The following is a 23553-nucleotide window of genomic DNA, read 5'->3' as shown; positions in this document are numbered from 1 at the left end:
TGCTATCTCTATCAAAAAAGGACCTTCGTGCATTGTATTCCTGTGTATGCACAAATGGTCCTTTTTTACTGCATGAGAGAAACCGATTTACTTTGCCGCTTCCTCAACTGGCTTGGCGTCTTCTTTTTTCTCGTCTGGTGGTGGATCTTTAGGCAATGGCTTGCGTGGCAACATTTCATTGCGGTTGGCCGCATGGGCAACAAAGCTGGCCAGTATCATCGAGGCCTGGGTCAGGTCGCTTTTTTGCACCTTGTCATACAAGTCCATGCTGGAATGATGGGTACGGCTAAAGTAATCCATGTCATCCTGGACAAACTGGAAGCCCGGTACACCTACGCGGTCAAAACTGACATGGTCAGTGCTGCCAGTATTGCGCAGCGTCGTGGTGGTGGCACCGACATCATTGAAAGGGGCCAGCCAGGCATCAAAAATAGGTTTTATCGCCGCATTGTTTTCTGCATAAATACCGCGGATTTTGCCACCGCCGTTGTCCAGATTAAAATAGGCTGAAATCTTGCCATGCATGGCTTTAATGCTTAAAGGGCCAGTAGGCTTGCGTGCAAAGCTGGGTAATTCCAGCTCCTTGGGATCAGTCGGTTCAGGGCGGGATGCCAGCCATTTATTGACATAGGCGCGCGAGCCCAGCAAACCCTGCTCTTCACCGCCCCATAAGGCAATGCGTATGGTGCGGCGCGGCTTGAAGCCGGTGGCTTTCAACAGACGCACGGCTTCCATGACCATGGCGACACCGGCAGCATTGTCGGTAGCACCTGTGCCACCATGCCAGGAATCCAGATGCGCGCCCAGCATGACGATTTCATCTTTTTTGTCAGTGCCGGGGATTTCCGCCACGATATTGATGGCGGCTTCCGGGTCTTCGTCATTGAAAGTCGCCTTGACATCAATTTCCAGTTCCACGGCTTTTTTCTTTTCCACCAGGCGATACAGGCGATTATAGGTTTCGCTGGCGACCACCAGATTAGGCGGGCCGGTCATTTCATCTTTTTTGTAGGAGCCACCTTCCTGTACAAAGATGGTGCCATCTTCGCCACGGGTGACATTCAAGGCAGCCAGGGCTTTTTCTTCTGTCAGGAAGGCGCGCAGTTTTTTGGCGAACAGGTAGCGCTTCACATAAGTCTGGATGTCGCCCCGGCGTGATGGCGCAGGATCAAAATCAATCTTGCTTAATTCACCCAGCTCATCATGGGAATAACGATGGGCATCGGCCTTCATGTGTGGTTGTATGGGCAGTGGATCATCCAGCAAGACGATGCTGCCAGCCAGTTTGCCTTTCCACTTGACCAGGTCTTCATCAGCGGCAATCTTTGCGATCACCAGCTTGCCGCGTTGCAGCCCGTTTGTACCTGGCGTCCAGGCCTTGGGGATGGCATACAGATCGACTTGTGCGGGCTCTACCATGCGCAATGTGGTTTTTTCCAGCGTCCAGCCACGACCAAAGGGGGCAAAACTTTCACTGTGGATATTTTGCAAACCCCATTCGCCAAATTTGCTACGGGTCCAGTCACCAGCCTTGCGCATGGCGGGTGAACCGGTCAGGCGCGGGCCGATTTCATCGGTCAGCACGCCCAGTATCTCTTGCGCCTTGGAGCGGTTCATGGCTTCGTCACGCAATTTGGTGATGAGGTCGAGATCGATTTTCTCTTCATTCACGGCAGCAGCAAAAGCGGTAGTACCGGCAACACTGCTGCTGACTAACGCAGTACCAAGTAAAACATGAAGCAAACGCATGGGTGTCTCCTAAGGGCTTGGGGAACTGGTATAAGTTCTGATTGATTATTTTTTAATCTTTTTATTTGCAGCGTTGCTTGGAGTTAATTAGCTAATTTTTGTTCCATTGTTTTATGCCAAATTGAAAATTATTCAGTCATTTTGAAGAAGATATTTCATTTTATTGACATTTATGCAAATATTACGATGTCAAAAAATCGACACTGAATGCAGCAAAGCTTGGAAAGCACAAACTCGTCCATAAATACTTGCCTGGAATTTAGTAAGGTTTTAGTAAATAATTTAGTAACAAATTTAGTAAGTAAAGGTGAATATCTAGCATGACAGACAAAATCACGAGTAGAATTCAGCGTCATTTTTAAATCGTCGTATGCCGACAGGCATGATATCTGCTGCAAAGTCAGCTCAATATTGAAGGAATGTGTATGTCAATTAAATCCCGTGTAGTCTTGGGTAGCGCTCTTGCCCTGTTGGTACTCAGCGCCTGTAATGATAAAAATGCAGACAAAGCTGCATCAGCTTCTGCTTCCGCAAGTGCGACTGCTTCGGCCTCCAGCACTAGCAACGAAGTCGCTGCCACTGTCGATGGCACGCCTATCAGCAAAAAACAACTCGATCAGATCATGCAGCAGCAAGCTGGCCAAGGCATGCCAGACACGCCTGAAACACGCAAGATGATCATCGACAACCTGGCCATGCAACTCATCGTTGCCAAAGAAGCTGTCAAAAAAGGCCTGGACAAGTCACCTGAAGTTGCCGATCAACTGGAAATGACACGTCAATCCATCCTGGCAAATGCCTATGTCAAGGATTACATCAAGACAGCTACTGTGTCGGATGAAGCCTTGAAAGCTGAATACGATGATTTCAAATCCAAAAATGGTGGCAATGAATACAAAGCCCGCCATATCCTGGTAAAAACTGAAGCAGAAGCCAAAGACATCATCGCCAAAATCAAGAAAGACATCAAATCCTTCGACGGTCTGGCTAAATCCAAATCCATGGACCCAGGTTCCAAGGACAAGGGCGGCGATCTGGGCTGGTTCAACCCACGTGGCATGGTGCCTGAATTTGGCGCAGCCGTTGCCACTCTGGAAAAAGGCAAATTCACTGAAGAGCCAGTCAAATCCCAATTTGGTTACCACGTGATTGTGCTTGACGATTCCCGCCCTCTGACCCTGCCACCACTGGAAGAAGTTAAAGCCGGTCTGAGCCAGCAACTGCAACAAAAAAATATGAAAAAAATGCTGGATGACATGAAGGCCAAGGCCAAGATTGAAGTTACAGCAGCTCCGGCACCTGCCTCTGCACCAGCAGCAAGTGCTCCGCTGACAGTCGTACCTGGCGCCACTCCTGCAGCATCTGCGGCAGCTTCTGCATCAGCAGACGCAGCGAAGAAATAAGTTTTAGCATTTCCCGCAAAAGGCTGTCTGGCTAGTCCAGACAGCCTTTTTCTTTGCCGCTGGCATTTTTTGCACACCACAAATTATTAAACTATTGCCAAGTCAAATAAATCCTGAGACACTTCTATTGCCAATAATATAAGCAACGCCCTTGCTTGAATTTGCGCTTTTCCTACTCAGGAGGTTTTGATGCCAACCCAAATCATTCCTTTCAATGGCAGTGAACTGGCGCTGGATGCGCGCCCTGATCGTCTGGATATCCGCGATCGCATCTACATCCCCAGAGTATTGAACCTGCCACGAGCGTATCCCGACAAGGCCTTTGTCAAAACCCATTTCAGCAAATACCTCAAGGCAGGCATGGTGCTGGACCAGGGCTCGGATGGTGCCTGCACCGGCTTTGGCCTGGCAGCCGTCATCAATTACCTGTTCTGGCGACGAGATGGCATCAATACAGAAAGTAGTCCGCGCATGATTTATCATCTGGCGCAACTGTATGACGAGTGGCCAGGAGAAGATTATCTGGGTTCCAGTTGTCGTGGTGCCCTCAAAGGCTGGCACAAGCATGGCGTCTGCAGTCGTAAACTCTGGCCTTATACCGTCGATAAAAATGATCAGGTGCCCGCCTTTGAGCCACCCAAGCACGGCTGGGAACAGGATGCACTGAACCGTGCCCTTGGTGTCTACTACCGCATAGACAAGGAATCGATCACCGATATGCAGGCCGCCATCACCGAGGTTGGTGCGGTCTATGTGTCTTGCAAGGTACACGAGGGCTGGGCACTGCCTGTGACGAAAGCCCGGAGTTTCACTAGCCTCGAGCAACTGCCTGTCATCAGCTTTAGTGAAGTCAATACCGGTGGCCATGCCTTTGCCTTGCTGGGTTATACCGACCAGGGCTTCGTCGTGCAAAATTCCTGGGGCAAGGCATGGGGCCTGCAGGGCTTTGGCATACTCAGTTATGACGACTGGCTGGTAAATGGTACGGATGTCTGGACAGTCTCTCTCGGCGTGCCAGTACGCTATGTCGATGCCGTCAACCGTACCCGCGCAGAAAAACAATTGGCGACACCTGCCAATATACCGCCCGCTGCGGCCTTCAAGGCCAGTGGCTCTGCCCTGGTGCCGAATAGTGCCAGCACACAAAACAAACTGGGCCAGCCCAGCCTTAGCATGGATCAGGCGTATAGCCTGACCGTGGTCATGGGCAATGATGGCGGGCTGATACAAAGATTACTGGAAGTCGCCAACGCCGAGGCAACCGTAGCCAAGGTCTTGCTCGACGCCCCACAAGCCTGGCTCAAGCAACAGGGCAAGAACAAGACCCTGAAGCTGGCCCTGTATGCCCACGGCGGCTTGAACAGTGAAGATGACTCGCTCAAACGTATCGCCGCCATGGCACCTTATTTTTTAGCGAACGGGATTTACCCGGTCTTCATCACCTGGAAAACTGGCTTAAGCGAAACCCTGGTGGATATCCTCGAAGACAAGATGAAGGATTATTTGCCCGGTGCGGTCTTGTCTGGCGGGTGGCTGGAGCAACTTAAAAATCAGATAGTAGATACTATGGACCGCACGGTAGAAAGCCTGGCGGCCAACCTGGGTGGCAAATCGCAGTGGGTGCAGATGAAACAAAATGCCGCATTGTCCATAGAAGATGGTGATCCGCCACGCGGTTTGCGTGTCATTGCCGAGCGCCTGAAAGACTTGAACAAGGCGCTGGGCAAGGGCAAGCTGGAAATCCATTTGATAGGCCATTCAGCAGGCTCCATCGTGCATGGGCATTTATTGCAGTTACTGGAAGAGCGCACGCTTGCGGTCAACACTTGCAGCTTGTACGCACCTGCCTGCAGTCTGGAATTTGCTGAAAACAATTACCGCCCCGCCATAGAAAACGAAATACTCATGCGGGAGAATTTCCATATCCACCTGATGTCGGATGCGCGCGAACTGGAGGACAATGTCGCTGGCATCTACCGCAAGTCCCTGCTGTATCTCGTGGCACGCGCCTTTGAAATCCGCCATAAAACGCCTTTACTGGGTATGGCGACCAGCCTGGATGCCGCTTATTTTCTTGATGAGACAACCAGGGATGGGCAATGGAATGAAGCCAGTGTCGCTACACTGACAAGCTGGAATAAATTCTACTGGGGCAACACACTCCCCAGTCATTTTGCCGCAGATGGCGAGGGCCTGACTGAAAAACAAAAAGCCAGTTTGCATATCATCAATGACACCCATGTCAATTGCGGCAAGCGCCTGATCCCGGTGGCACACGGCAGCTTTGATAATGATGTCAATGTCGTTTCGCAAACCCTGGCACGCATCCTGGGTCTGGCAAGCCCGGACGCTTTGCCTGTGCCGGTAGAGGATCTGGATTATTGAAAGCTCCCGGGCCGCAGATATGTTGTCTGCGGCCTGAGGCCATGTTTACTTGACCAGCACCTTGTATTCCCAGGGCTGGAGTTCAATTTGCTGGCCTTGTTGAATGGTTTCTTGCTTGCCGGTAAACAGATTGCTGAGTCCAGCGGCAACTGGCTTATGCAGACTGAAACGCTGCGCTTGTCCACTCAGATTAAAAACACCGACTACTTGATTACCTGCCTCGCTGCGTGAAAATGCATAAATGGCGGCATCATTCGATGTTGCCATGCGTACCTGTTCTGCACCAACCTCACCATTCCATAAAGCCTGATTGCTTTTCTTCAACTGGAACAGCCTGGTATAGATAGCCTTATAGGGGTGCTCTTGCCACTTGATGGGGTCGCGCTCAAAAAATTCCAGGCGCTTGGTATTGCCCGCTTCCTGGCCTGAATACAGTAGCGGCATGCCTTTCAGCAAATTCGACAAGACCAGGAAACTTTCTGCACCATCGCCCAGGCGCTCAAACTCTGTACCTTCCCAGGAATTGAGATCATGGTTGGAGGTATGCAGCATGCGATAGGCATTGGTATGGAATTTCTTTTCTGGCCCGGCCATATAGGCTGCCAGGTCATTGGCGTTTTTCTTGCCCTTGGCAATCTCTCCAAACAAGTCCTTGAGTTGCCAGGCATAAGTCATGTCAAAGGCTTTTTCATGCAAATCCGTGGCTTCGCCTTCAGCCAGCATAAATACCGGCTTGACTTTATCGAGCGCTGCCCGCGCCTCGTTCCAGAAATCAGTCGGCACCATCTCAGCCACATCACAGCGATAGCCATCGATATCATATTCGGTCAGCCAGAATTTCAGCGCCCCTATCATTTCTGCCCGGAGTTCTTTATTCGCATAATTGAGTTTGATGACATCCTGCCAGTCCGCCACTGGCGGCACGAATTCACCCTTGTCATTCTTGAGGTAATACTCGGGATGGGATGTGACCCAGGGATGATCCCAGGCTGTGTGATTAGCCACCCAGTCTATGATGACCTTCATGCCCAGTGCATGTGCGGCATCGACCAGGTTCTTGAAATCTGCCGGTGTACCAAATTCTGGATTGACACCCTTGTAGTCGCGGATAGCGTAATAACTACCCAGCGTGCCCTTGCGGTTTTTTTCACCGATAGGATTGATAGGCATGATCCAGATGATGCCTACGCCCATTTTCTTTAGTTCGGGCAGGTATGCCTGAAAACGCTGGAAATTGCCCTCGGCTGAATGCTGGCGGATATTTGCTTCATAAATCGCAGCATTCTTACTCCACGCCGGATGTTTCACCGTGCTAGTGCTTTGTGCAAGTACAGGCAAGGATATCAGGCTCAGCAGGGCCAGACTGGCTAGTTTCTTCATGTTGTTGTCTCTTTATTGATTTATGTAGTTAAGATACATCAAGAAAAAGCCAATCTCAAGTTAAATAGCATGAAAATAAATAATCAATAATAAAATCGAGACATGTAATTGTAGTTTAAATACATTTTAAAATTGAATGCGCAATAAAAAACCCCGCATGGAAGCGGGGTTTAGGCTGGGTTTGGCTTGCCGATTAATTCACCAAGAACTCAGTCAGGCTTTATTTAGGGCCTTTGCGATGCGGCTTGGCTGCTGCTGGCTTGCCTGCTCCATAACCCTTGGCTTTCTCTGTCACGCGGCGATCAGCGCCAGCTTTCTTGGGGCCGAAAGGTGAGGGCTGGTTTGCTGGCAGAGGCTTGCGTACATGGTCTTCACCGACCGGGCTGATCTGGATTTGTTTACCTGCAACCCAGACGCCTTTCAACTGTTTCAGCAATTCCTTGGGCATGCCATCTGGCAGATCCAGCGTACTGTAGTCGTCGAAAATATCGATACGGCCTATATGCTTGGCTTCGAGACCGGCTTCATTGGCGATCGCACCGACGATATTGCTAGGCGTGACTGCATCTGCCTTGCCAACTTCGATACGGTAAGTCAGCATGGGGATGCTGACCTTGCCTTTGCCGTCAGCCTTGTCTTTCCTGGGCTTGGCTGGGCGCTCTTCATCAAGGGGAGCACGGGCGGCGCGGTCTACTACCTGGTTCAGCTTGCTGCCAGGTGCGGCCTCAGCTATACGTGGGGCGCGTTCGCGAGGTGCTTCTTCACGCGCTGCACGTGGTGCCGGGCGAGATGCTGGCGCGCTGCTGCCTTGCGCTCTTTCTGCACTGATGCGCAGGGCCTGGCCAGCCACACGTACTGAACTCAGGTGTTCCATCATGTCACCAGGCAGATTGTCTGGCAGATCAAGGATGGTGTAGTCATCATAGATATCGATACGACCGATGAACTTGGATTCGATATTGGCTTCATTGGCAATCGCGCCCACGATATTACCAGGCTTGACACCATGATCATGACCTACCGCGATACGGAAAGTCTGCATGCCAGGCTCTGGTGTACGAGGGCTGTGTTCACGGCGTGCGCCACGGTCTTCACGTGGTGCGCGTTCGAATCTATCACCCCGGTCGCCACGATCACCCCTGTCACCACGCTCAGCGCGGGCCGGGCGCTCATCGCGCCAGCCATCGTCGTTTTTGGTTTCTTTACGGTTTTTATCCAGCAGCAAAGGCTCATCGCCACGCGCCATTTTGGCGAGTGCCGCAGCTATTTCCACAGCCGGGATATTTTGCTCGCGCTCAAAGTCTTCGATCAGGGAGGTAAATTCCTGCAGGCCGCCTTGTGCCAGCGTGGCAGAAATCTGGTCCTTGAAGCGGGCGATACGGACATTGTTAACGGTCTGTATGGTTGGCAATTCCAGCGGTGACACTGGCTGGCGCGTCGCCCGTTCTATCGCTTTCAAGAGATTCTTTTCGCGTGGTGTGATGAACAGGATGGCTTCACCACTGCGACCGGCACGGCCAGTACGGCCTATGCGGTGGGTATAGCTTTCTGGATCATAGGGTACGTCATAGTTGATGACGTGGCTGATACGCTCTACGTCCAGACCACGGGCAGCAACATCGGTAGCGACCAGGATATCGATCTTGCCGTCTTTCAGTTGCTGAATAGTGCGTTCGCGTTGTTGCTGGTTGATGTCGCCATTGATGGCGGCTACCGAGAAGCCTCTTGCATCGAGCCTGGCTGCCAGTTCTTCAGTACCCAGCTTGGTACGTGCGAAGATGATCATGCCGTCGAAAGTCTCGGCTTCCAGTATGCGTGTCAGGGCATCGAGCTTGTGCATGCCGCTGACCAGCCAGTAACGCTGGCGGATATTGTCGGCAGTGCCGGTCTTGGCAGCGACTGTCACTTCTGCCGGTTTGTTCAGATAAGTCTGGGCGATGCGCTTGATGGCTGAAGGCATGGTGGCCGAAAACAGGGCAGTCTGGCGGCCTTCCGGGGTTTCTTGCAGGATGCGCTCTACATCATCGATAAAGCCCATACGCAGCATTTCATCGGCTTCATCCAGCACCAGGGTTTTCAGGGCGGACAAATCCAGCGTGCCCTTGTCCAGATGGTCGATGACACGGCCTGGCGTGCCAACCACGACATGCACACCACGGCGCAAAGCCGAGAGTTGCGGGCCATAGCTTTGACCGCCGTAGATAGGCAGCACATGGAAACCGGGAATATGGCGGGCATAGGTCTGGAAGGCTTCTGCCACCTGTATCGCCAGCTCACGCGTAGGTGCCAGCACCAGCGCTTGCGGCGTAGTCTGACGGATATCGATGCGCGACAGGATAGGCAGGGCAAAAGCAGCGGTTTTGCCGGTGCCAGTCTGAGCCTGACCCAGCACGTCTCGGTTGGACAACAAAATCGGGATGGTGGCCGCCTGTATCGGCGATGGTGTTTCATAGCCTACATCCTGCAAGGCGCGCATGATAGGCGCACTCAGTTGCAGGTCTTCAAAAGTAATCGGAGGTGTGTTTTCTGACATGGCGATGCTCGCTCGTTCGCTCGTATCGCAGGATGCGACAAGATGGTTATCCCCACAGTTTACTCTTCTGTGGCTAAGTCAGGGGAAATACCTGCCAATGAGGCTTGACAAAAAATAAAAATCTTATTTATTTTCACTTACCTATAAATTATATTTTTGATATTATTAGATATTAATTTAGCACTTTATCTGATGTGCAATCCCAATTAAAACTGACTAATCTGAAAAACCAGACTCTGGAAAGCTATACACCATGAAAAAATACCTGTTATTGGCATACGCCTTTATCTGCTTTGGAGGCACGGCACTCGCTAGCAGTACTGCCAACTCTACCAACACTGCCAGCGCTGTTGATCTGCCCTCTGACGCTATTCGTCTATATGCAAAAAATCCCAAGGTCGATGTGCTGTTGAACATCTCGTATGAGACTAAAGAGCAGGCAGACATAGACACATTTCGCAAGGCTGCTGACGATCTGGGGCTGCGCTACAAATTGGTATATAGCTTCTCTGCGTCCAGCGATAAAGCCACAACAAAAAAATGGAAACTACAAATCAGCAACAAAGTCGCCGCTCAGGATAACAATGCGGACAAGCAGGTCAGCACCCTGTATGAAGCTGTTAAATCAAAGGTCGGCAGTTTTTCCTGGGAAGTTACGACCATTCCCAAATAAGTGGTGTAGCAATAAGCCAGTGCCTCATTTCATGAAATCGATGAAAGCCCGTAAAGCTGCCGACTGATGGCGGCGGCTGGGGTAGTATAAATAACTGCGCTCAGGTGCGGGCCACCAGTCTTCCAGCACATATTGTAATTGCCCCTGCTGCACCAATTCATCGGCATAGCCGCGGTAGGTATAGCAAATTCCGGCGCCATCGCGGGCTGCCCGTGTCGCTACATAGAAATCGTCAAACACCAGCGCACCGGTGGTGGCGACTTCCAGCTTTTCCTGGCCTCGCTGGAATTCCCAGCGATATCTTTGCCCGCTGGGGAAACGGAATTGTATGCATTGGTGCTGCAATAAATCATGGGGTGTCTCTGGAATTCCATGCTTTTGCAAATAGGCAGGAGAAGCACAGGCCACGAAACGGACTTCCGGCCCTACCGGGATAGCCACCATATCTTGCTGCAGGCTCTCACCAAAGCGCAAGCCAGCATCAAAACCTTGTTCAACAATATCGATCAGGGCATCGCTGCTGACGACTTCCAGCTCCACTTCCGGGTAGGCCGCGTGCCAGGCTGCCATCAGCGGGGCCAGCGTGAGTTGGGCAGTCGGGCGTGGCACATTCAGGCGCAGGCGTCCTACCGGTTTATCCCTCAGTTCATTCAAGCTTTCCAGTGCTCCCTGGATTTCTTGCAATGCCGGTTGCAGGCTCTGCAATAAGCGCTCCCCTGCCGGTGTCAGGCTGACGCTGCGGGTAGTGCGCTGCAATAGCCGCATACCCAGCTTTTTTTCCATCCTGGTCATGGTGTGGCTGAGGGCAGACGCGGTGAGTTGCAACTCCTGCGCAGCCTGGCGAAAGCTACGACATTCCGCGACCCGGGAGAAAGCCAATAAATCATTCAAGTCTGGCGACATGGCAATAATTCCTTTTGTGATGGGCATCATTATATGGATGCGCTCAGGAATAAGCTGGCTCTTCAATATCACCTTGGTCATGGTAACCTGAATACCAGGACATCACTGCAGAAAATGCTGCTTTATAATTCTGTCGCCGTGATAGCAAATGCTCAGGCCAGCTGGCACCACCAGCAATGTTTCTTTTCGCTCCCAGGATACTCATGGACTTCGCTTCCAGCAAATATCAATGCCACGCTTTTCATGCCTCCCTGCCCGGTGGCCGGGATATCGGTGAACTGAGCGTCTCGCCACTGGGCATCAGTTATCAGGTGGCATCCTTGCTGGGTACGCTGTCTTTTGCACACATGGAATTGACACTCGGTGGTGCCGAGAATAAGCTGGTCTTCATCAATCATGCGCACAAACCTGACCTGGTGCTGTACACCAGCGACCTCAGCATACTCAAGCACCCCGCCTTGCTGGCGCATCCTGAATGTTCACGCCAGATCGCAGCCTTTGGCCGCAAACGCCTTTATGGCAGAGTAGCTTTAATCACGCTGAGCTTGCTGATACTGACCTTGCCTGTGTTACTGATATGGCAAATGGATACTTTGTCTGGCTACGCTGCCCGCCAGGTACCAGTAGCATGGGAAGAAAAACTTGGTGCCAGCGTCGCGGCCCAGGATGATCTTAAAAACAAGCGCATGCCCAAGGCTGAAGCAGATGCGGTATTAACGCCATTGACAGCGCCCTTGCTGCAAGCCCTGCCTGGTTCGCCGTATCACTATACTATTCACATCGTCAACGACAGTAGCACCAATGCCTATGCTCTGCCCGGCGGTTATGTGGCGATACATAGCGGCCTGATCCTCAAAGCTGGCAGCGCCGAAGAATTGCAAGGCGTGCTGGCGCATGAAATCAGCCACGTGGAAGAACGCCATGGCACTCGCAGCATCATAGGCAATGCGGGTATTTACCTGGTGGCCAGCGCAGTATTTGGCGATGTCAGTGGTTTGCTGGCAGTTGCCAGCAATGCCGCCCCCATGCTGCTGAGCCAGCAATATTCGCGTCATTTTGAAACCGATGCCGATGAAAAGGGCGTGTTGCTGTTAAAACGTGCCAACATCAATCCTGCAGGTTTGCCAGTTTTCTTTGAACGCATGATCGCAGAAGAAAAAAAAGCGCTGGACAAGATTGACAACCAGCAGGCGCGCGAAGCCTATAAGCAAGCCCTGGGCTTGCTGAGCACCCATCCCGCCAGCGAAAAACGCATGGCACATCTGCGTGAATTGACAGGCAAGCTACAAGGCCCCTACCTGAATCAGGAAGCCGAATTCAAGGCCTTGCAGGACGCTGTCAGAAAATTTGTTGCCAAGTCTTAGGTAACGCAATCCTGAACTACTCCCGCCAAAAGCACGCTGGTATGGACTTACTACGATTGCCAGTATTCAATGACTCATCATTCCGCTTAAAGAAAAATTCCAATTACTGAAATTTACTCAGCAATATCATGAATAAAACATGGATTGTTTCACCAATCCTTAAGCACCATACTGCCATTTCCCCCACCTCCACAGGAAAACCGAAATGTCAGCCATCACCAACGAATTCAAAGACCAGACCATTGTCGTCACTGGCGGTTCCTCAGGCATAGGCCTGGCCAGCGCCCAGGCATTTCTCAATGCTGGTGCCAAACGTGTCTACATCACTGGCCGTTCAAGCAGCAAATTAGAACAAGCCAGAGAAATCCTCGGCAGCAAGGTCATCCCTGTCACTGCAGATGTCGCCAATCTCAGCGACCTGCAAGCTCTGCACGATACAATTGCTGCCCATGGCGATCAACTTGATGTCCTGTTCGCCAATGCAGGCATTGCCATCCACAACAAGTTTGGCAATACCACGGCAGCCGAATTCGCGAATACTTTTGATACTAACGTCAAAGGCCTGTTCTTCACTGTGCAAAGCTTGCTGCCCTTGATGAAACCAGCTTCTGCCATCGTCCTGAATGCCTCTATCGCGGCCAGCAAGGGCATGCCTGACCTGAGTCTGTACAATGCGTCAAAAGCCGCCGTGCGCTCGTTTGCGCGTAGCTGGGCCAATGATCTCAAGGACAGGCAGATACGTGTCAACACCATCAGCCCCGGTGTGACCAGGACGCCCATCATGGAAAATGGCCTGGGCATGAAAGAAGCAGATATCGCCAATTTTTCCGCCTATCTGGCAGGAGCAGCACCGGCCGGGCGTATGGGTCGACCAGAAGAAATTGCAGCTGCCGTCTTGTTCCTGGCATCTCCAGCAGCCAGCTATGTGAATGGCGTAGAGCTGTGTGCAGACGGTGGCCTGATCCAGGTCTGATGAAGATCCGGTATTGCGTGTAAGATCAGCTTTCTGACACCAAACAAGCCGATATCATGGTCACCTGTTATATACGCTACATCATTGATCCCGCCAAACTCAAAGAGTTTGAACATTACGGCAAACTCTGGATACCGCTGGTGAACAAGTTTGGCGGCCAGCACCACGGTTATTTCCTTCCTTCTGAAGGCGCGAATAATGTGGCGCTGGCACTGTTCACTTTCTCCAGCCTGGCGGCCTATGAACAATATCGCATACAGATGATGGATGACCCGGAATGCCAGGCGGCGTTCAGATACGCAGAAGAACACAAGTGCATCATCAGCTATGAACGTAGTTTTTTCAGGCCAGTATTTGCATAGCAAAATAAAAAATTATTTAGCCTTTTCCACATCCAGAAAACGCCAGTCACCGCGCATGATAGGGTGAGACTTATAGCCCTTTACCCAGGGTTGTATCAACCAGTTGCGCACGCGCCATAACTCCAGGCTGTGCACGGTATCGGCTTCCATGATACGTTCCATGGTATTGAATAATTTCTGGCGCTCCGGCCCGTCTGGCATCAGACGGGCTTTTTCAAAAGTTGCGTCAAAGGCTGCAGATTTATAGCAACCGTTATTACCACGATAGGCATTGCTGCCTACATAGGATTCCATGAAATCTATGCCATCCGGAATATCCGCAATGTAACCCATGCCAAACATCATGAGCTTGCACTGATAAGCTGACTTCAGGTTATCGGCAAAACCGGCAACCGGAAATTCTGCCCGTATCCCTATCTTGTCCAGCGAGCGCTTCCAGACTTCCATGCGGGCATAGTCCCTGGTCTTGGGTGCAGAATGAATGCGCAGTTTCAGTGGTGAACCATCGGGCATGCTGCGGAAACCATCCTGACCGCGTTTATAGCCAAATTTGTCCAGCAACTGGTTGGCCAGTCTGGGGTCATAGGCATTGCTATTGCGGTAGCTGGCATCATGCCCAAGCACATCTGGCGGCACCATGCTCTGTGCCTTGACGGTCTGACCAAACCAGACCTGATCTATTTCTTCCTGGTGGTTATAAGCGAGGGCAATGGCACGGCGCAAGGCGATCTTGTCCTTGCTATAACCACCCACTGTAGGGTCGAGGAAATTGAAGAATGTGCGATAAACCCCGGGGTCAACAAAGCGATACAAACGCAAGCCTCTGGCAACATATTCAGGCTTGAGTTTACCCTGATCAAGCAATTTGACCGAGGCGGCAGGCACCAGCATTTCAAAATCCAGCTGACCAGAATCAAAGGCCAGCCAGCGCGATTGCTCTTCTTCTATGATGGCAATTTCTACCCTGCCAACCTGCGGCATCTGCTTGCCCTGCATGTCCTTGATGATTTGCTTATCCCAGTCTGAACCTGTGCCCTTGAAGTCCCAGACAAAGCCACGGTATTCGGGATTGGCTTCCAAAATGATTTTGCTGCGTGGCACATATTGTTTGAGCATGTAAGCACCTGTGCCCACCGGATGCTGATTAACTGCTTCGCCATAATATTCAACGACCTCCCTGGCGACGGCACCCCCGAGAGGCTTGGCAAGATAGTAAAGCAGGCTGGGATCAGCGGCTTTCAAACGCAGAATGAGGGTGTAATTGTCTGGCGTTTCCAGACCTGCAATCGCTTTGTCGTAATCAAACTTGCCGGTCTTCCTGGCGGCAGCGGCCAGTTCGTCCAGACCTGTCAGCTTGCCTTCGACTACCCGTGACTGTACTGACAGGTTATTGGGATCCAGCAAGCGTTTGAAAGTATAGGCATAATCGCTTGCATGTAATTCCCGTCTTTGTCCCTTGAATGCCGGATCCGGGGCAAAATAGATGCCCTTCTTCAAGCGGAATATCATGGTCTTGCCGCCATCACTGATTTCTGGCATGGCCTCTATGGTATTGGGCACCAGTTTGGCCGGGCGCGCCAGATAATCATAAGTAACCAGGCCTTCAAAAATGGCATCGGCAACCCAGTTGGAATAAGAACTATTGGTGCGCATGGCATCAAAGCCATCGTCGGCGGCTTCAAAGGACAGATGCAAGACTTTATTTGGATCAGCTGCCGCCATCGCGGGCAAGCTCAGGCTGCAGAGCAGTGCCGTCAGCACAGCCGTCAGGGAAGATTTCATCTCAGGAAAGGAAAAGGATAAAGCCAGCAGGATAACAGTGAAATTTAGCGCATGGATAAACCATATTTGCGCATGATCCTGTCCATCTCGCCAGTTTCTTGCAAAAACTGTATCGCGGTATTGATTTGCTCCAGCTTCCAGGCGGATTTATGTGACAACGCGCACTGGGTCTGTACTATCGAGAACGGTGTCCTGGAAATTTTATACAGGGCGCGCTTTTCTGGGAAATTCTTGAAATAGCCTTCGATTTCACCATCTGAGCTGACCATAGCATCGCCTCCGCCCAGTGCCAGCAAACGGAACATGCCGGGGACATCGGTCAGGTCGACACGCTTGATTTTACCCTCGGTCAACTGGCTGGCAATCTGTGGATAATGATAGCCCAGTTGCAAGACCATTTTCTTGCCTTCGAGTTGCTGCGGTACGACTTCTATACTGGCTTTGTCCGCCATTACCACCACTCTTTCCACCTGAGGGAAAGTGGCGACAGTCCAGTTGACTTCCTTGGGTGCATCAAACCAGGCGGGGCTGGAATAACACATGAGGTCGGCATCACCCTGTATCACCACGCTCTCTATGCGCCTGCGTGAATACGGTACATAGCTGGCTTGTGCTGCGAGTTTTTTTGCTAGTTGATCAGTAAAATCTTTTTGCACGCCACCTATCAGTTGGTGGTTCTTGTCAAAAATATTAAGGGGATAATCAAGGTTTTCATAGACAGCCACCCGCAATTGCGGCTCTGCAGCCAAGCTGGATGTAGAACAGGCCCAGCACAAGAACAGCCCTGCCACCGCGCTGGCAGCAATGAACGAACTTGAGCGCTGTCTTTCCATATGTGCACCTGGACGATAGCTAAAGCTACAAAATCACGAGGACCTTGGGACAAACCCACGCGCCCCTTGCAAGCCACCAGTATGTATAGCGATGACCCTGGCATTTTGGGCCAGACAACCATCATGCCACAACTGGCGCAAGGCAAACAGCATTTTGCCTGTATATACCGGTTCCAGGGCTATCTCAGTCTCTTGCTGGAATTGCTGGCAAAATGCTTGCAATTCAGGTGGGGCCTTGCCATAGCCACCATGATGAAATTCCGTCAACAACTCATAGTTTTGATGATCGGGATAGCCAGCCTGCGTCAGCAAGCGACTGATCTCTGCACGCAGATAATCACCCTGGCTGATAGCCGCAATCCCCAGTACTTTGGAGCGCCCTTGCAATCCCGCCAGCAAGCCCGCCAGCGTTGCCCCTGTGCCACAAGCCACCACCAGATAATCGGGTAGGAAGGGTAACTCAGCGATCAGTTCTGCCACGCCCTGCAAGGCTTGTGGCGCACTGCCGCCCTCGGGCAGCCACAGGGTATCCGCTACTGGCGAGTCCAGATGGCTGCGCCAGGCTGACTCATCCAGCCGCAACTGGCGATAGGCGTCCCGGTTGACGAAATGCACTTGCATGCCCAGGGCTTTGACATCATCCAGCATGGCGCTGTGCATGCCATTGGCCCCGCGTATCAGGGCAGTCGCTGGCAGACCTAAAGCATGGGCCGCATGCGCCAGGGCATGAATATGGTTAGACCAGATGCCCCCCATGGATACCACATGACTGCGCTGCCCCTGCAAACCCAGCAGAGGATATTTCAATTTACGAAACTTATTGCCTGACACCTGGGGGTGCAAGAGATCGTCGCGTTTCACCCACAAATCCAGGCCAGGGAAGAGCTGGCTGCAGACTTGCTGGCAGGGAGAAGCAGGGCCGGTGAATAACATGCTTGGCAGAAGTGCGGGGGACAATGGTAAAGTGCCATTGTAGCGCCTAGCCCATAGCCGGAGAGTACATGCCCACAGACTTTAAACAGCCTTTGTTAAATGCCAGACAACAAATAGACCAGTTGATCAAGCAAATCAAGACCGAAGGCCATCAGGACAATCTTCAGGATAACCTGTTGCCCACGCTGGAAACCGTGCTGACCCAGCTAGACAGCATGGCCAGGCATGATCACCTGACCGGCGCACTCAATCGTCGTTCGCTGATGGCCATGCTGGATGGCGAACTGGCACGCTCCTTTCGTACCGGCCACACCTTTACCCTGGCTGCCATCACCGTTGATGGCCTGGAACAGATACTCGAACAACATGGCCAGGCAGCAGCCCGCCAGGTCTTGCAACAAGTCGCCAAAGAAGCCCTGACCATGCTGCGTACCCTGGATTCTTTTGGTCGTGTCGCCGCCAATGAATTTGCCATCGTCATGCCAACCACCTGGCTGGAAGCCAGCCGCAAAGCCATCGCCCGTTTAAAATTACGCATCGCCGAAGTGGACTGGAATGCCATATCACCCGGCCTGACAGTGACTTTTTCCACCGGCCTGACCACCAATGCCCATAAAGACAATGCCGAAAGCATGTTGAAGAGGGTAAACATTGCGCTGCAAGATGCGCGCAGCCAGGGGGCAGACAAGATTGCCGAAATAGAACCGCCCCTGCCTGACTACGATCCCACTGCAGAAGATTAGGGAACTTGTAGCGTGCTTTTGCACACCAAGCCACTCCAAACATAAAAACAACCAGGGAAAACATGAGAACACCCCACTTGCGACAAGTGCTGCCTGCTGCATCCATCTTGCTGGGCACAATATTGAGCAGCCTGACTACACCCGCACTGTCCGTCACTAATAATATAGTCAGTACCAGCAATACCGATGACAAGGCCGATGCTGCCAAGTTGCGGGCAGAATACATACGCAAAAATTATGCAAAATTTGAATACCGCATCCCCATGCGCGATGGCAAATTGCTGTTCACTGCGGTGTACGTGCCAAATGATGCCAGTGCTGGCAAACGCTACCCCATCTTGTTGAACCGCACGCCGTATTCCATCGCACCTTATGGCGGTGAGCAGTATAAAACCATGCTGGGACCAACCGCCGAATATGAAAAAGAGGGCTTCATCTTTGCTTACCAGGATGTGCGTGGCACTTATATGTCCGAGGGTGAGTTCGTCAATATGCGCCCGCATATAGACCAGAAAAAATCAAAGTCTGATATCGATGAAAGCAGTGACACCTATGACAGTATAGAGTGGCTGGTAAAACATTTACCCAGTCAGAATGGTAAGGTAGGCCAATGGGGTAATTCCTACCCAGGCTTTTATACTTCGGCGGGTGCCATCGATGGCCACCCGGCGCTGAAAGCCATTTCACCGCAGGCACCGATTGCCGACTGGTTTCGTGGTGATGATATGCATAGAAATGGTGCCCTGAATCTGCAAATGGCTTTTGGCTTTTTTTATGGCTTCGGTCAGCCACGCCCGCAGCCAGTCGCCAACGTGGGTTGGAAAAATTTCAACTTCGGCACGCCAGATGGTTATCAGTTCTTCCTGGATCTGGGCCCGGTGGCAAATGTGAATACGCGCCATTTCAAAGATGGCATCCCTTTCTGGAATGAGATTACGGCGCACCCGAATTATGATGATTTCTGGCAAAGCCGGAATATCCTGCCGCATCTGAAAAACATCAAGGCGGCAGTGCTGACCGTCGGTGGCTGGTATGACACGGAAGACTTGTATGGCCCTTTGAATACCTATAAGGCCATAGAAAAACAAAACCCCGGCATACAAAACACCCTGGTCATCGGCCCATGGACACATGGCGGCTGGTTCCGTACCGATGGTGATAAAGTCGGCGACGCCAGCTTTGGCTACAAGACCGTACAGACTTATCAGCCGGTGGAACTGGCCTTTTTCAAACATTATCTGAAAACCGGCGACAAACCGGCACTGGCCGAAGCCTGGATGTTCGAGACCGGTGCCAATCGCTGGCGTGGTTTTGACAGCTGGCCTCCCAAGGAGAGCAAGGATCAGGCACTGTACTTTCATGCCAATGGCAAGCTGAGTTTCAAGCCATCTGGCAATCAGGATGCGCAGTCGGATGAATACATCAGTGACCCGGCCAAGCCTGTACCGTATACCACCGAGGTCATGACGCGCTGGAGTAATCAATACGTGGCGGCTGACCAGCGTTTTGCGACGAGTCGCCCGGATGTGCTGACCTGGCAAAGCGAGGTACTGGAAAAAGACGTGACCCTGGCGGGCCCCTTACAGGCGGATTTGTTTGTCAGCGTGACTGGCAGTGATGCCGACTTTGTGGTCAAACTCATCGATGTCAATCCACCCAATCTGGAAGTTGATGCACAAACCAATCGTGGCAACCAGCAAACCCTGGTTCGTGGAGAACCCTTCCGCGCCCGTTACCGCGATGGGTTCGAGACGGCCAAACCCATGGTGCCAAATCAGGTGACGGAAGTTAAATTTGGCATCAACGATGTCTTCCACACTTTCCAGCGTGGCCACCGCATCATGGTGCAAGTGCAGTCGAGCTGGTTTCCTTTCATCGATCGCAATCCGCAATCCTTTGTCCCCAATATCTATGAAGCGAAGGAGAGTGATTTCATCAAGGCCACGCATAAGGTCTACTACGGCAGCAAACAGCCTAGCGCTTTGCGCGTCAAAGTCTTGCCAGCACTGGACGAATAAAAAAATGCCGGTCACCCCTGCATGGAGTGACCGGCATTTTTTATCTGTCTGTCTTTACACTGTTTTCCTGACTGGCTGGAACACCACCAGCCAGGTCGCCAATACCACGCCAGCACAGCCTATGGCAGTGTTCAAGCTGATGTGCTCATGCAAGAACAGATAACCCCACAGCAAGGCAAATAAGGGGATCAAAAAGGTCACAGTCAGTGCCTTGGTTGGTCCCAGGTCAGCCATCAGGCGAAAGTAAATCAGATAGGCGATCGCACTGCACAGCAAGGCCAGGGCCACACCTATCATGGCGATGTTTGCAGTGATTTCACCCTGCACTGGTGCCAAAGGCAAGAAGGGTAGCAAGACAAATGCCGCACCCACTTGCGAACCTGTGGCCATTTGCATGGGCGTGATACCCACCAGTTTTTTCTTGGTATAAATACCGACAATGGCATAGCATAAGGTGGCGCCCACGCAAGCCAGGACTGCCAGCACCAGCTTGCTATTGAATTCCACTGGCCCCAGGCGCACCAGGAAGGCGACGCCGAGCACGCCTATTGCCATGCCAGCCATCTTGCGCAGTGTTAATTGCTCTCCCAGAAAAACCGCGCCCAGCATCGCTCCCCATAGCGGGCTGGTGGCATTCACGATTGCTGAATAACCGGCAGGTATGCTGAGTGCCGCATATGAATACAAGGCAAACGGCAGGGCAGAATTAATCGTGCCCAGTATCAAAAAGGATTTCCAGTTTTCCCGAAAATTCATGGCCCGGCCAGTAAAGTACATCAGCGCCAATAAAGCAATCCCCGCCAGTCCCACCCTGACCTCGGCACTCCACAAGACCCCGACTACCGGTGCCAGCACCCGCATGAACAAAAAGGACGCGCCCCAGATCGCGGCCAGGGAAATCAAACGTAATAAGTCAGCACTGCGCATAAGTACTCCATAAAAATCAGGAGCCCAGCTTAACAAACTACACAGAAAGCTGCTGGCAGTTTTCGGACATGAGAAATACATGCACCTACGCACAAGCCTGATACATTCCGGTACAGGCAAATTTTTGAGCGTGCTAGACTTTCGAACTCATTCATCATTTACTGACGAGATAGAAAGTCCCTCATGGCAAGCGCAAACCCTTCCTCCCTGCTGATAGGTACTGCCGTAGGTGCCTTGATACTATGGCGCGTCATCTCACGCGTGCGACGCATGGTGGGGCGGCAAAAATATTCGGGGGTACGTGCTGGTATCACACTGTGCATTTTCCCCCTGCTTATCGCCCTAGTGATGTTCAGTTCGCTAAGACATGAGGGTAATCTGCTCTTTGTATTGGCGGGGCTGGCAGTGGGGACTGGCCTGGGTATCTATGGTCATCGTTTGACCAAATTTGAAAACGGCCCTGCCGGAAAATTCTATACGCCGAACGCCCATCTGGGTATCGCCCTGTCACTGTTGATGATAGGCAGGATAGCCTGGCGCATGGGTAGTTTGTATCTGACCACCCAATCCTTCACACCTCCGCCCGACGATTTTGCCAGCAGCCCGCTGACCTTATCCCTGTTTGGCATGCTGGCTGCGTATTACATCAGTTATGCGATAGGCCTGCTGCGCTGGTCGCGTAGTTTGCGGACTGGTGCACCCCCTGCTGCAACAGATGCTGCCAACAAAATTGAGGTCGCAGACCAACAGGCCTGATTGGCATCAGGGCTTATTCCACAATACACTAAGCTGCCTTAGGCAAGGATAAGCCAAAAAAATGCTCGGTATTGCTGCGCACCTGCTGTGCCAATGTCACTGGTGAGACCCGCAAGATAGTCGCGACTGCCTGCAATACAACCGGCAAATACATGGGTTCATTGCGACCATCATCGGGACGTACGGGCAGATTGCGCGGCAACAAAAACGGTGCATCGGTTTCTATCATCAATTTGTCTTTAGGTAAAAACTTGACGGCCTTGCGCAAGTCATCGCCGCGTCTTTCATCGCAAATCCAGCCAGTAATACCGATGTGACAATCAAGGTCCAGGTAGACGCGCAATTCTTCGGTGTTACCAGTAAAGCAGTGCACCACCGCCCCTTTCAATTGCGGCCGGTATTGCCTGAGCAAGGCGAAGAAATCCTCATGCGCGTCACGCTCATGCAAGAACACTGGTTTTTGCAAACGCACGGCCAATTGCAATTGCGCTTCAAAGCAGGCGCGTTGTTGCACTTCGGTAGAGAACATGCGGTTGTAGTCGAGGCCGCATTCACCGACAGCCACGACAGTGTCGCTGGCCGCCAGTTTTTCTATGGTATTGGCGCATTGCGCATTCCAGTTCTTGGCTTCATGCGGATGCACCCCTGCAGTGGAACTCAGGTAGCCTGGATAAGTTTGTGTCAATGCATGAGCGGCGCGGCTGGCTTTTTCAGACGTGCCGGTCACGATCATATGTTCCACCCCTGCCTGTCTGGCTCTGGTAATGACCGCATCAAGATCATCATGAAAGCGATGGTTGCTGAGATTCGCACCGATATCTATCAGTGTAGGTTTTTGTAGCATGGTATAAATTTCCTGTTGTTTTTATTATTTGGACTACCGGCCGCTCAACACCTGGGTTGAGGGTATATACAGAAGCAGAAACTGCAAAGGATAGTCTGGATAGATCCAAATCTTATTGTTTAAAGTTATGGCGCTGATTGCAACGCCAGCGCCATCTTAAAGCGATTTGCAGGAAAACATCAAGCGTTTCATTTTGTGATTGTGGGGTTTTACATACTGAAAGAAAGGCCCCTACATGGGTTTGAAACGCCATGCATAAGCCTGGCTGACTTTCAGTTTCTCTGGCAAACCTCTAAGCTCTACTGTGTATTTGCCCATTTCATCCCTGTGCGCACGAGTAATAGCGTCGGCACGTACCACGACACCCCGGTGTACTTGCCAGAAAACATCGGGATCAAGGCCATCCATGATTTCTTTCAAAGGCTTGCGTACATGGGCTTCATCATCGGCACACACCACGCGGGTATATTTTTCATCTGAGCTGAAAAAAAGGATTTTTTCTACCGGAAACATCTTGATGGTGTCACCCACGCTGGCACTGATCCAGCGTATCCGTTCTGCCGTGGTATTTTTCAAGCGTTTGTCCAGTTCAGACATCAGTTGGCTGACATCAGCCACCGGTTGCTTGTTGGCGATGCGCTCCTTCAATCTGGCCACGGCTTCCTGCAATCTGGTTTCGGAAATTGGCTTGAGTAAATAATCTACAGCTCCAGCGGCAAATGCGTCCAGCGCATGGCTGTCGTAAGCCGTCGTGAAAACAGCATGGCAACGCCCTTTGATGGCATGCGCCACGTCCAGGCCGGTCATGCCGGGCATGCGGATATCGAGGAAGGCGATATCTGGTTCTTCCTGGTGTATGGCTTCCAGTGCTTCGGCACCATGTTCACATTCCGCCAGTATCTCCAATTCTGGCCAGGCTTTATTGAGCATGCGGCGCAACTCCTTGCGGGGCAAATCTTCGTCGTCAGCAATGATGGCAGTCGTCATGAAAC

Annotated in this window: 19 protein-coding genes; 9 read left to right on the top strand and 10 right to left on the bottom strand. The window is 51.8% G+C overall.

The genetic code is table 11. The features are described from left to right. Positions 1 to 87 precede the first annotated feature (87 nt). Positions 88 to 1749: a M20/M25/M40 family metallo-hydrolase gene (locus ACO0LF_RS06615; protein ID WP_423013141.1), complete on the bottom strand. Its 1662-nt coding sequence runs from the start codon at positions 1747 to 1749 to the stop codon at positions 88 to 90. Between the two features lie 425 nt (positions 1750 to 2174). Between ACO0LF_RS06615 and ACO0LF_RS06610 the strand changes: the two genes are divergently transcribed. Beyond that, entirely contained in the window at positions 2175 to 3152 is a 978-nt protein-coding gene (locus ACO0LF_RS06610; protein ID WP_423013139.1) for a foldase protein PrsA, read from the top strand. A 189-nt stretch (positions 3153 to 3341) separates the two neighbouring features. Next, on the top strand, positions 3342 to 5537 hold the full coding sequence (locus tag ACO0LF_RS06605; RefSeq protein ID WP_423013137.1) for a C1 family peptidase: 2196 nt from the start codon (positions 3342 to 3344) through the stop codon (positions 5535 to 5537). Positions 5538 to 5582: 45 nt separating this feature from the next. Here ACO0LF_RS06605 and ACO0LF_RS06600 read toward each other — a convergent pair whose 3' ends face one another. Continuing rightward, entirely contained in the window at positions 5583 to 6917 is a 1335-nt protein-coding gene (locus tag ACO0LF_RS06600) for an alpha-amylase family glycosyl hydrolase (protein WP_423013135.1), read from the bottom strand. A 220-nt stretch (positions 6918 to 7137) separates the two neighbouring features. Further along, complete coding sequence (locus tag ACO0LF_RS06595) at positions 7138 to 9450, bottom strand: DEAD/DEAH box helicase (protein ID WP_423013133.1); 2313 nt, start codon at positions 9448 to 9450, stop codon at positions 7138 to 7140. Positions 9451 to 9703: 253 nt separating this feature from the next. On the opposite strand from ACO0LF_RS06595, the gene ACO0LF_RS06590 reads away from it, so the two are divergent. Beyond that, complete coding sequence (locus ACO0LF_RS06590) at positions 9704 to 10123, top strand: hypothetical protein (protein WP_423013131.1); 420 nt, start codon at positions 9704 to 9706, stop codon at positions 10121 to 10123. A 24-nt stretch (positions 10124 to 10147) separates the two neighbouring features. Here ACO0LF_RS06590 and ACO0LF_RS06585 read toward each other — a convergent pair whose 3' ends face one another. After that, a complete protein-coding gene (locus ACO0LF_RS06585; protein ID WP_423013129.1) occupies positions 10148 to 11107 on the bottom strand; it encodes a LysR family transcriptional regulator in 960 nt (319 codons plus the stop codon). A gap of 122 nt (positions 11108 to 11229) precedes the next feature. Here ACO0LF_RS06585 and ACO0LF_RS06580 point away from each other — a divergent pair, with 122 nt between their 5' ends. The 3 genes from ACO0LF_RS06580 (at position 11230) to ACO0LF_RS06570 (ending at position 13725) form a co-directional block, all read left to right on the top strand. Next, on the top strand, positions 11230 to 12390 hold the full coding sequence (locus ACO0LF_RS06580) for a M48 family metallopeptidase (RefSeq protein ID WP_423013127.1): 1161 nt from the start codon (positions 11230 to 11232) through the stop codon (positions 12388 to 12390). Positions 12391 to 12595: 205 nt separating this feature from the next. Continuing rightward, a complete protein-coding gene (locus ACO0LF_RS06575) occupies positions 12596 to 13363 on the top strand; it encodes an SDR family oxidoreductase (RefSeq protein ID WP_423013125.1) in 768 nt (255 codons plus the stop codon). A 56-nt stretch (positions 13364 to 13419) separates the two neighbouring features. Then, positions 13420 to 13725, top strand: a complete 306-nt coding sequence (locus ACO0LF_RS06570) for an NIPSNAP family protein (protein WP_423013123.1) — start codon at positions 13420 to 13422, stop codon at positions 13723 to 13725. A 12-nt stretch (positions 13726 to 13737) separates the two neighbouring features. On the opposite strand, the gene ACO0LF_RS06565 is transcribed toward ACO0LF_RS06570, so the two are convergent. From ACO0LF_RS06565 to ACO0LF_RS06555, 3 genes are read right to left on the bottom strand one after another with little or no spacing between them, the layout of a single operon-like run. Beyond that, positions 13738 to 15507 carry an ABC transporter substrate-binding protein gene (locus ACO0LF_RS06565; RefSeq protein WP_423013121.1) on the bottom strand — a complete coding sequence of 590 codons (1770 nt, stop codon included), beginning with the start codon at positions 15505 to 15507 and terminating at the stop codon, positions 13738 to 13740. A 44-nt stretch (positions 15508 to 15551) separates the two neighbouring features. Next, positions 15552 to 16340, bottom strand: a complete 789-nt coding sequence (locus tag ACO0LF_RS06560; RefSeq protein ID WP_423013119.1) for a substrate-binding periplasmic protein — start codon at positions 16338 to 16340, stop codon at positions 15552 to 15554. Positions 16341 to 16373: 33 nt separating this feature from the next. Next, complete coding sequence (locus ACO0LF_RS06555; protein WP_423013117.1) at positions 16374 to 17273, bottom strand: 1-aminocyclopropane-1-carboxylate deaminase/D-cysteine desulfhydrase; 900 nt, start codon at positions 17271 to 17273, stop codon at positions 16374 to 16376. Positions 17274 to 17341: 68 nt separating this feature from the next. On the opposite strand from ACO0LF_RS06555, the gene ACO0LF_RS06550 reads away from it, so the two are divergent. Together ACO0LF_RS06550 and ACO0LF_RS06545 are read left to right on the top strand one after the other, a co-directional pair. Further along, positions 17342 to 18016, top strand: a complete 675-nt coding sequence (locus tag ACO0LF_RS06550; protein WP_423013115.1) for a GGDEF domain-containing protein — start codon at positions 17342 to 17344, stop codon at positions 18014 to 18016. A 62-nt stretch (positions 18017 to 18078) separates the two neighbouring features. Further along, on the top strand, positions 18079 to 20034 hold the full coding sequence (locus ACO0LF_RS06545; protein ID WP_423013113.1) for a CocE/NonD family hydrolase: 1956 nt from the start codon (positions 18079 to 18081) through the stop codon (positions 20032 to 20034). A 54-nt stretch (positions 20035 to 20088) separates the two neighbouring features. Here ACO0LF_RS06545 and ACO0LF_RS06540 read toward each other — a convergent pair whose 3' ends face one another. Further along, the gene (locus tag ACO0LF_RS06540; protein WP_423013111.1) at positions 20089 to 20961 is read right to left on the bottom strand and encodes a DMT family transporter; all 873 of its coding nucleotides are present in this window, start codon (positions 20959 to 20961) and stop codon (positions 20089 to 20091) included. A 183-nt stretch (positions 20962 to 21144) separates the two neighbouring features. On the opposite strand from ACO0LF_RS06540, the gene ACO0LF_RS06535 reads away from it, so the two are divergent. Then, positions 21145 to 21717: a hypothetical protein gene (locus tag ACO0LF_RS06535; protein ID WP_423013109.1), complete on the top strand. Its 573-nt coding sequence runs from the start codon at positions 21145 to 21147 to the stop codon at positions 21715 to 21717. A gap of 28 nt (positions 21718 to 21745) precedes the next feature. Here ACO0LF_RS06535 and ACO0LF_RS06530 read toward each other — a convergent pair whose 3' ends face one another. Both ACO0LF_RS06530 and ACO0LF_RS06525 read right to left on the bottom strand, forming a co-directional pair. Beyond that, entirely contained in the window at positions 21746 to 22561 is an 816-nt protein-coding gene (locus ACO0LF_RS06530; RefSeq protein ID WP_423013107.1) for a TatD family hydrolase, read from the bottom strand. A gap of 231 nt (positions 22562 to 22792) precedes the next feature. After that, on the bottom strand, positions 22793 to 23548 hold the full coding sequence (locus ACO0LF_RS06525; RefSeq protein WP_423013105.1) for a LytR/AlgR family response regulator transcription factor: 756 nt from the start codon (positions 23546 to 23548) through the stop codon (positions 22793 to 22795). Between the last annotated feature and the right edge of the window lie 5 nt (positions 23549 to 23553).

The sequence above is a fragment of the Undibacterium sp. Di27W genome (genome assembly GCF_049340345.1).
Taxonomy (GTDB): Bacteria; Pseudomonadota; Gammaproteobacteria; order Burkholderiales; family Burkholderiaceae_D; genus Undibacterium.
Note: the sequence above shows the minus strand (reverse complement) of the source record. Positions and strands in the feature narration are given on the sequence as shown.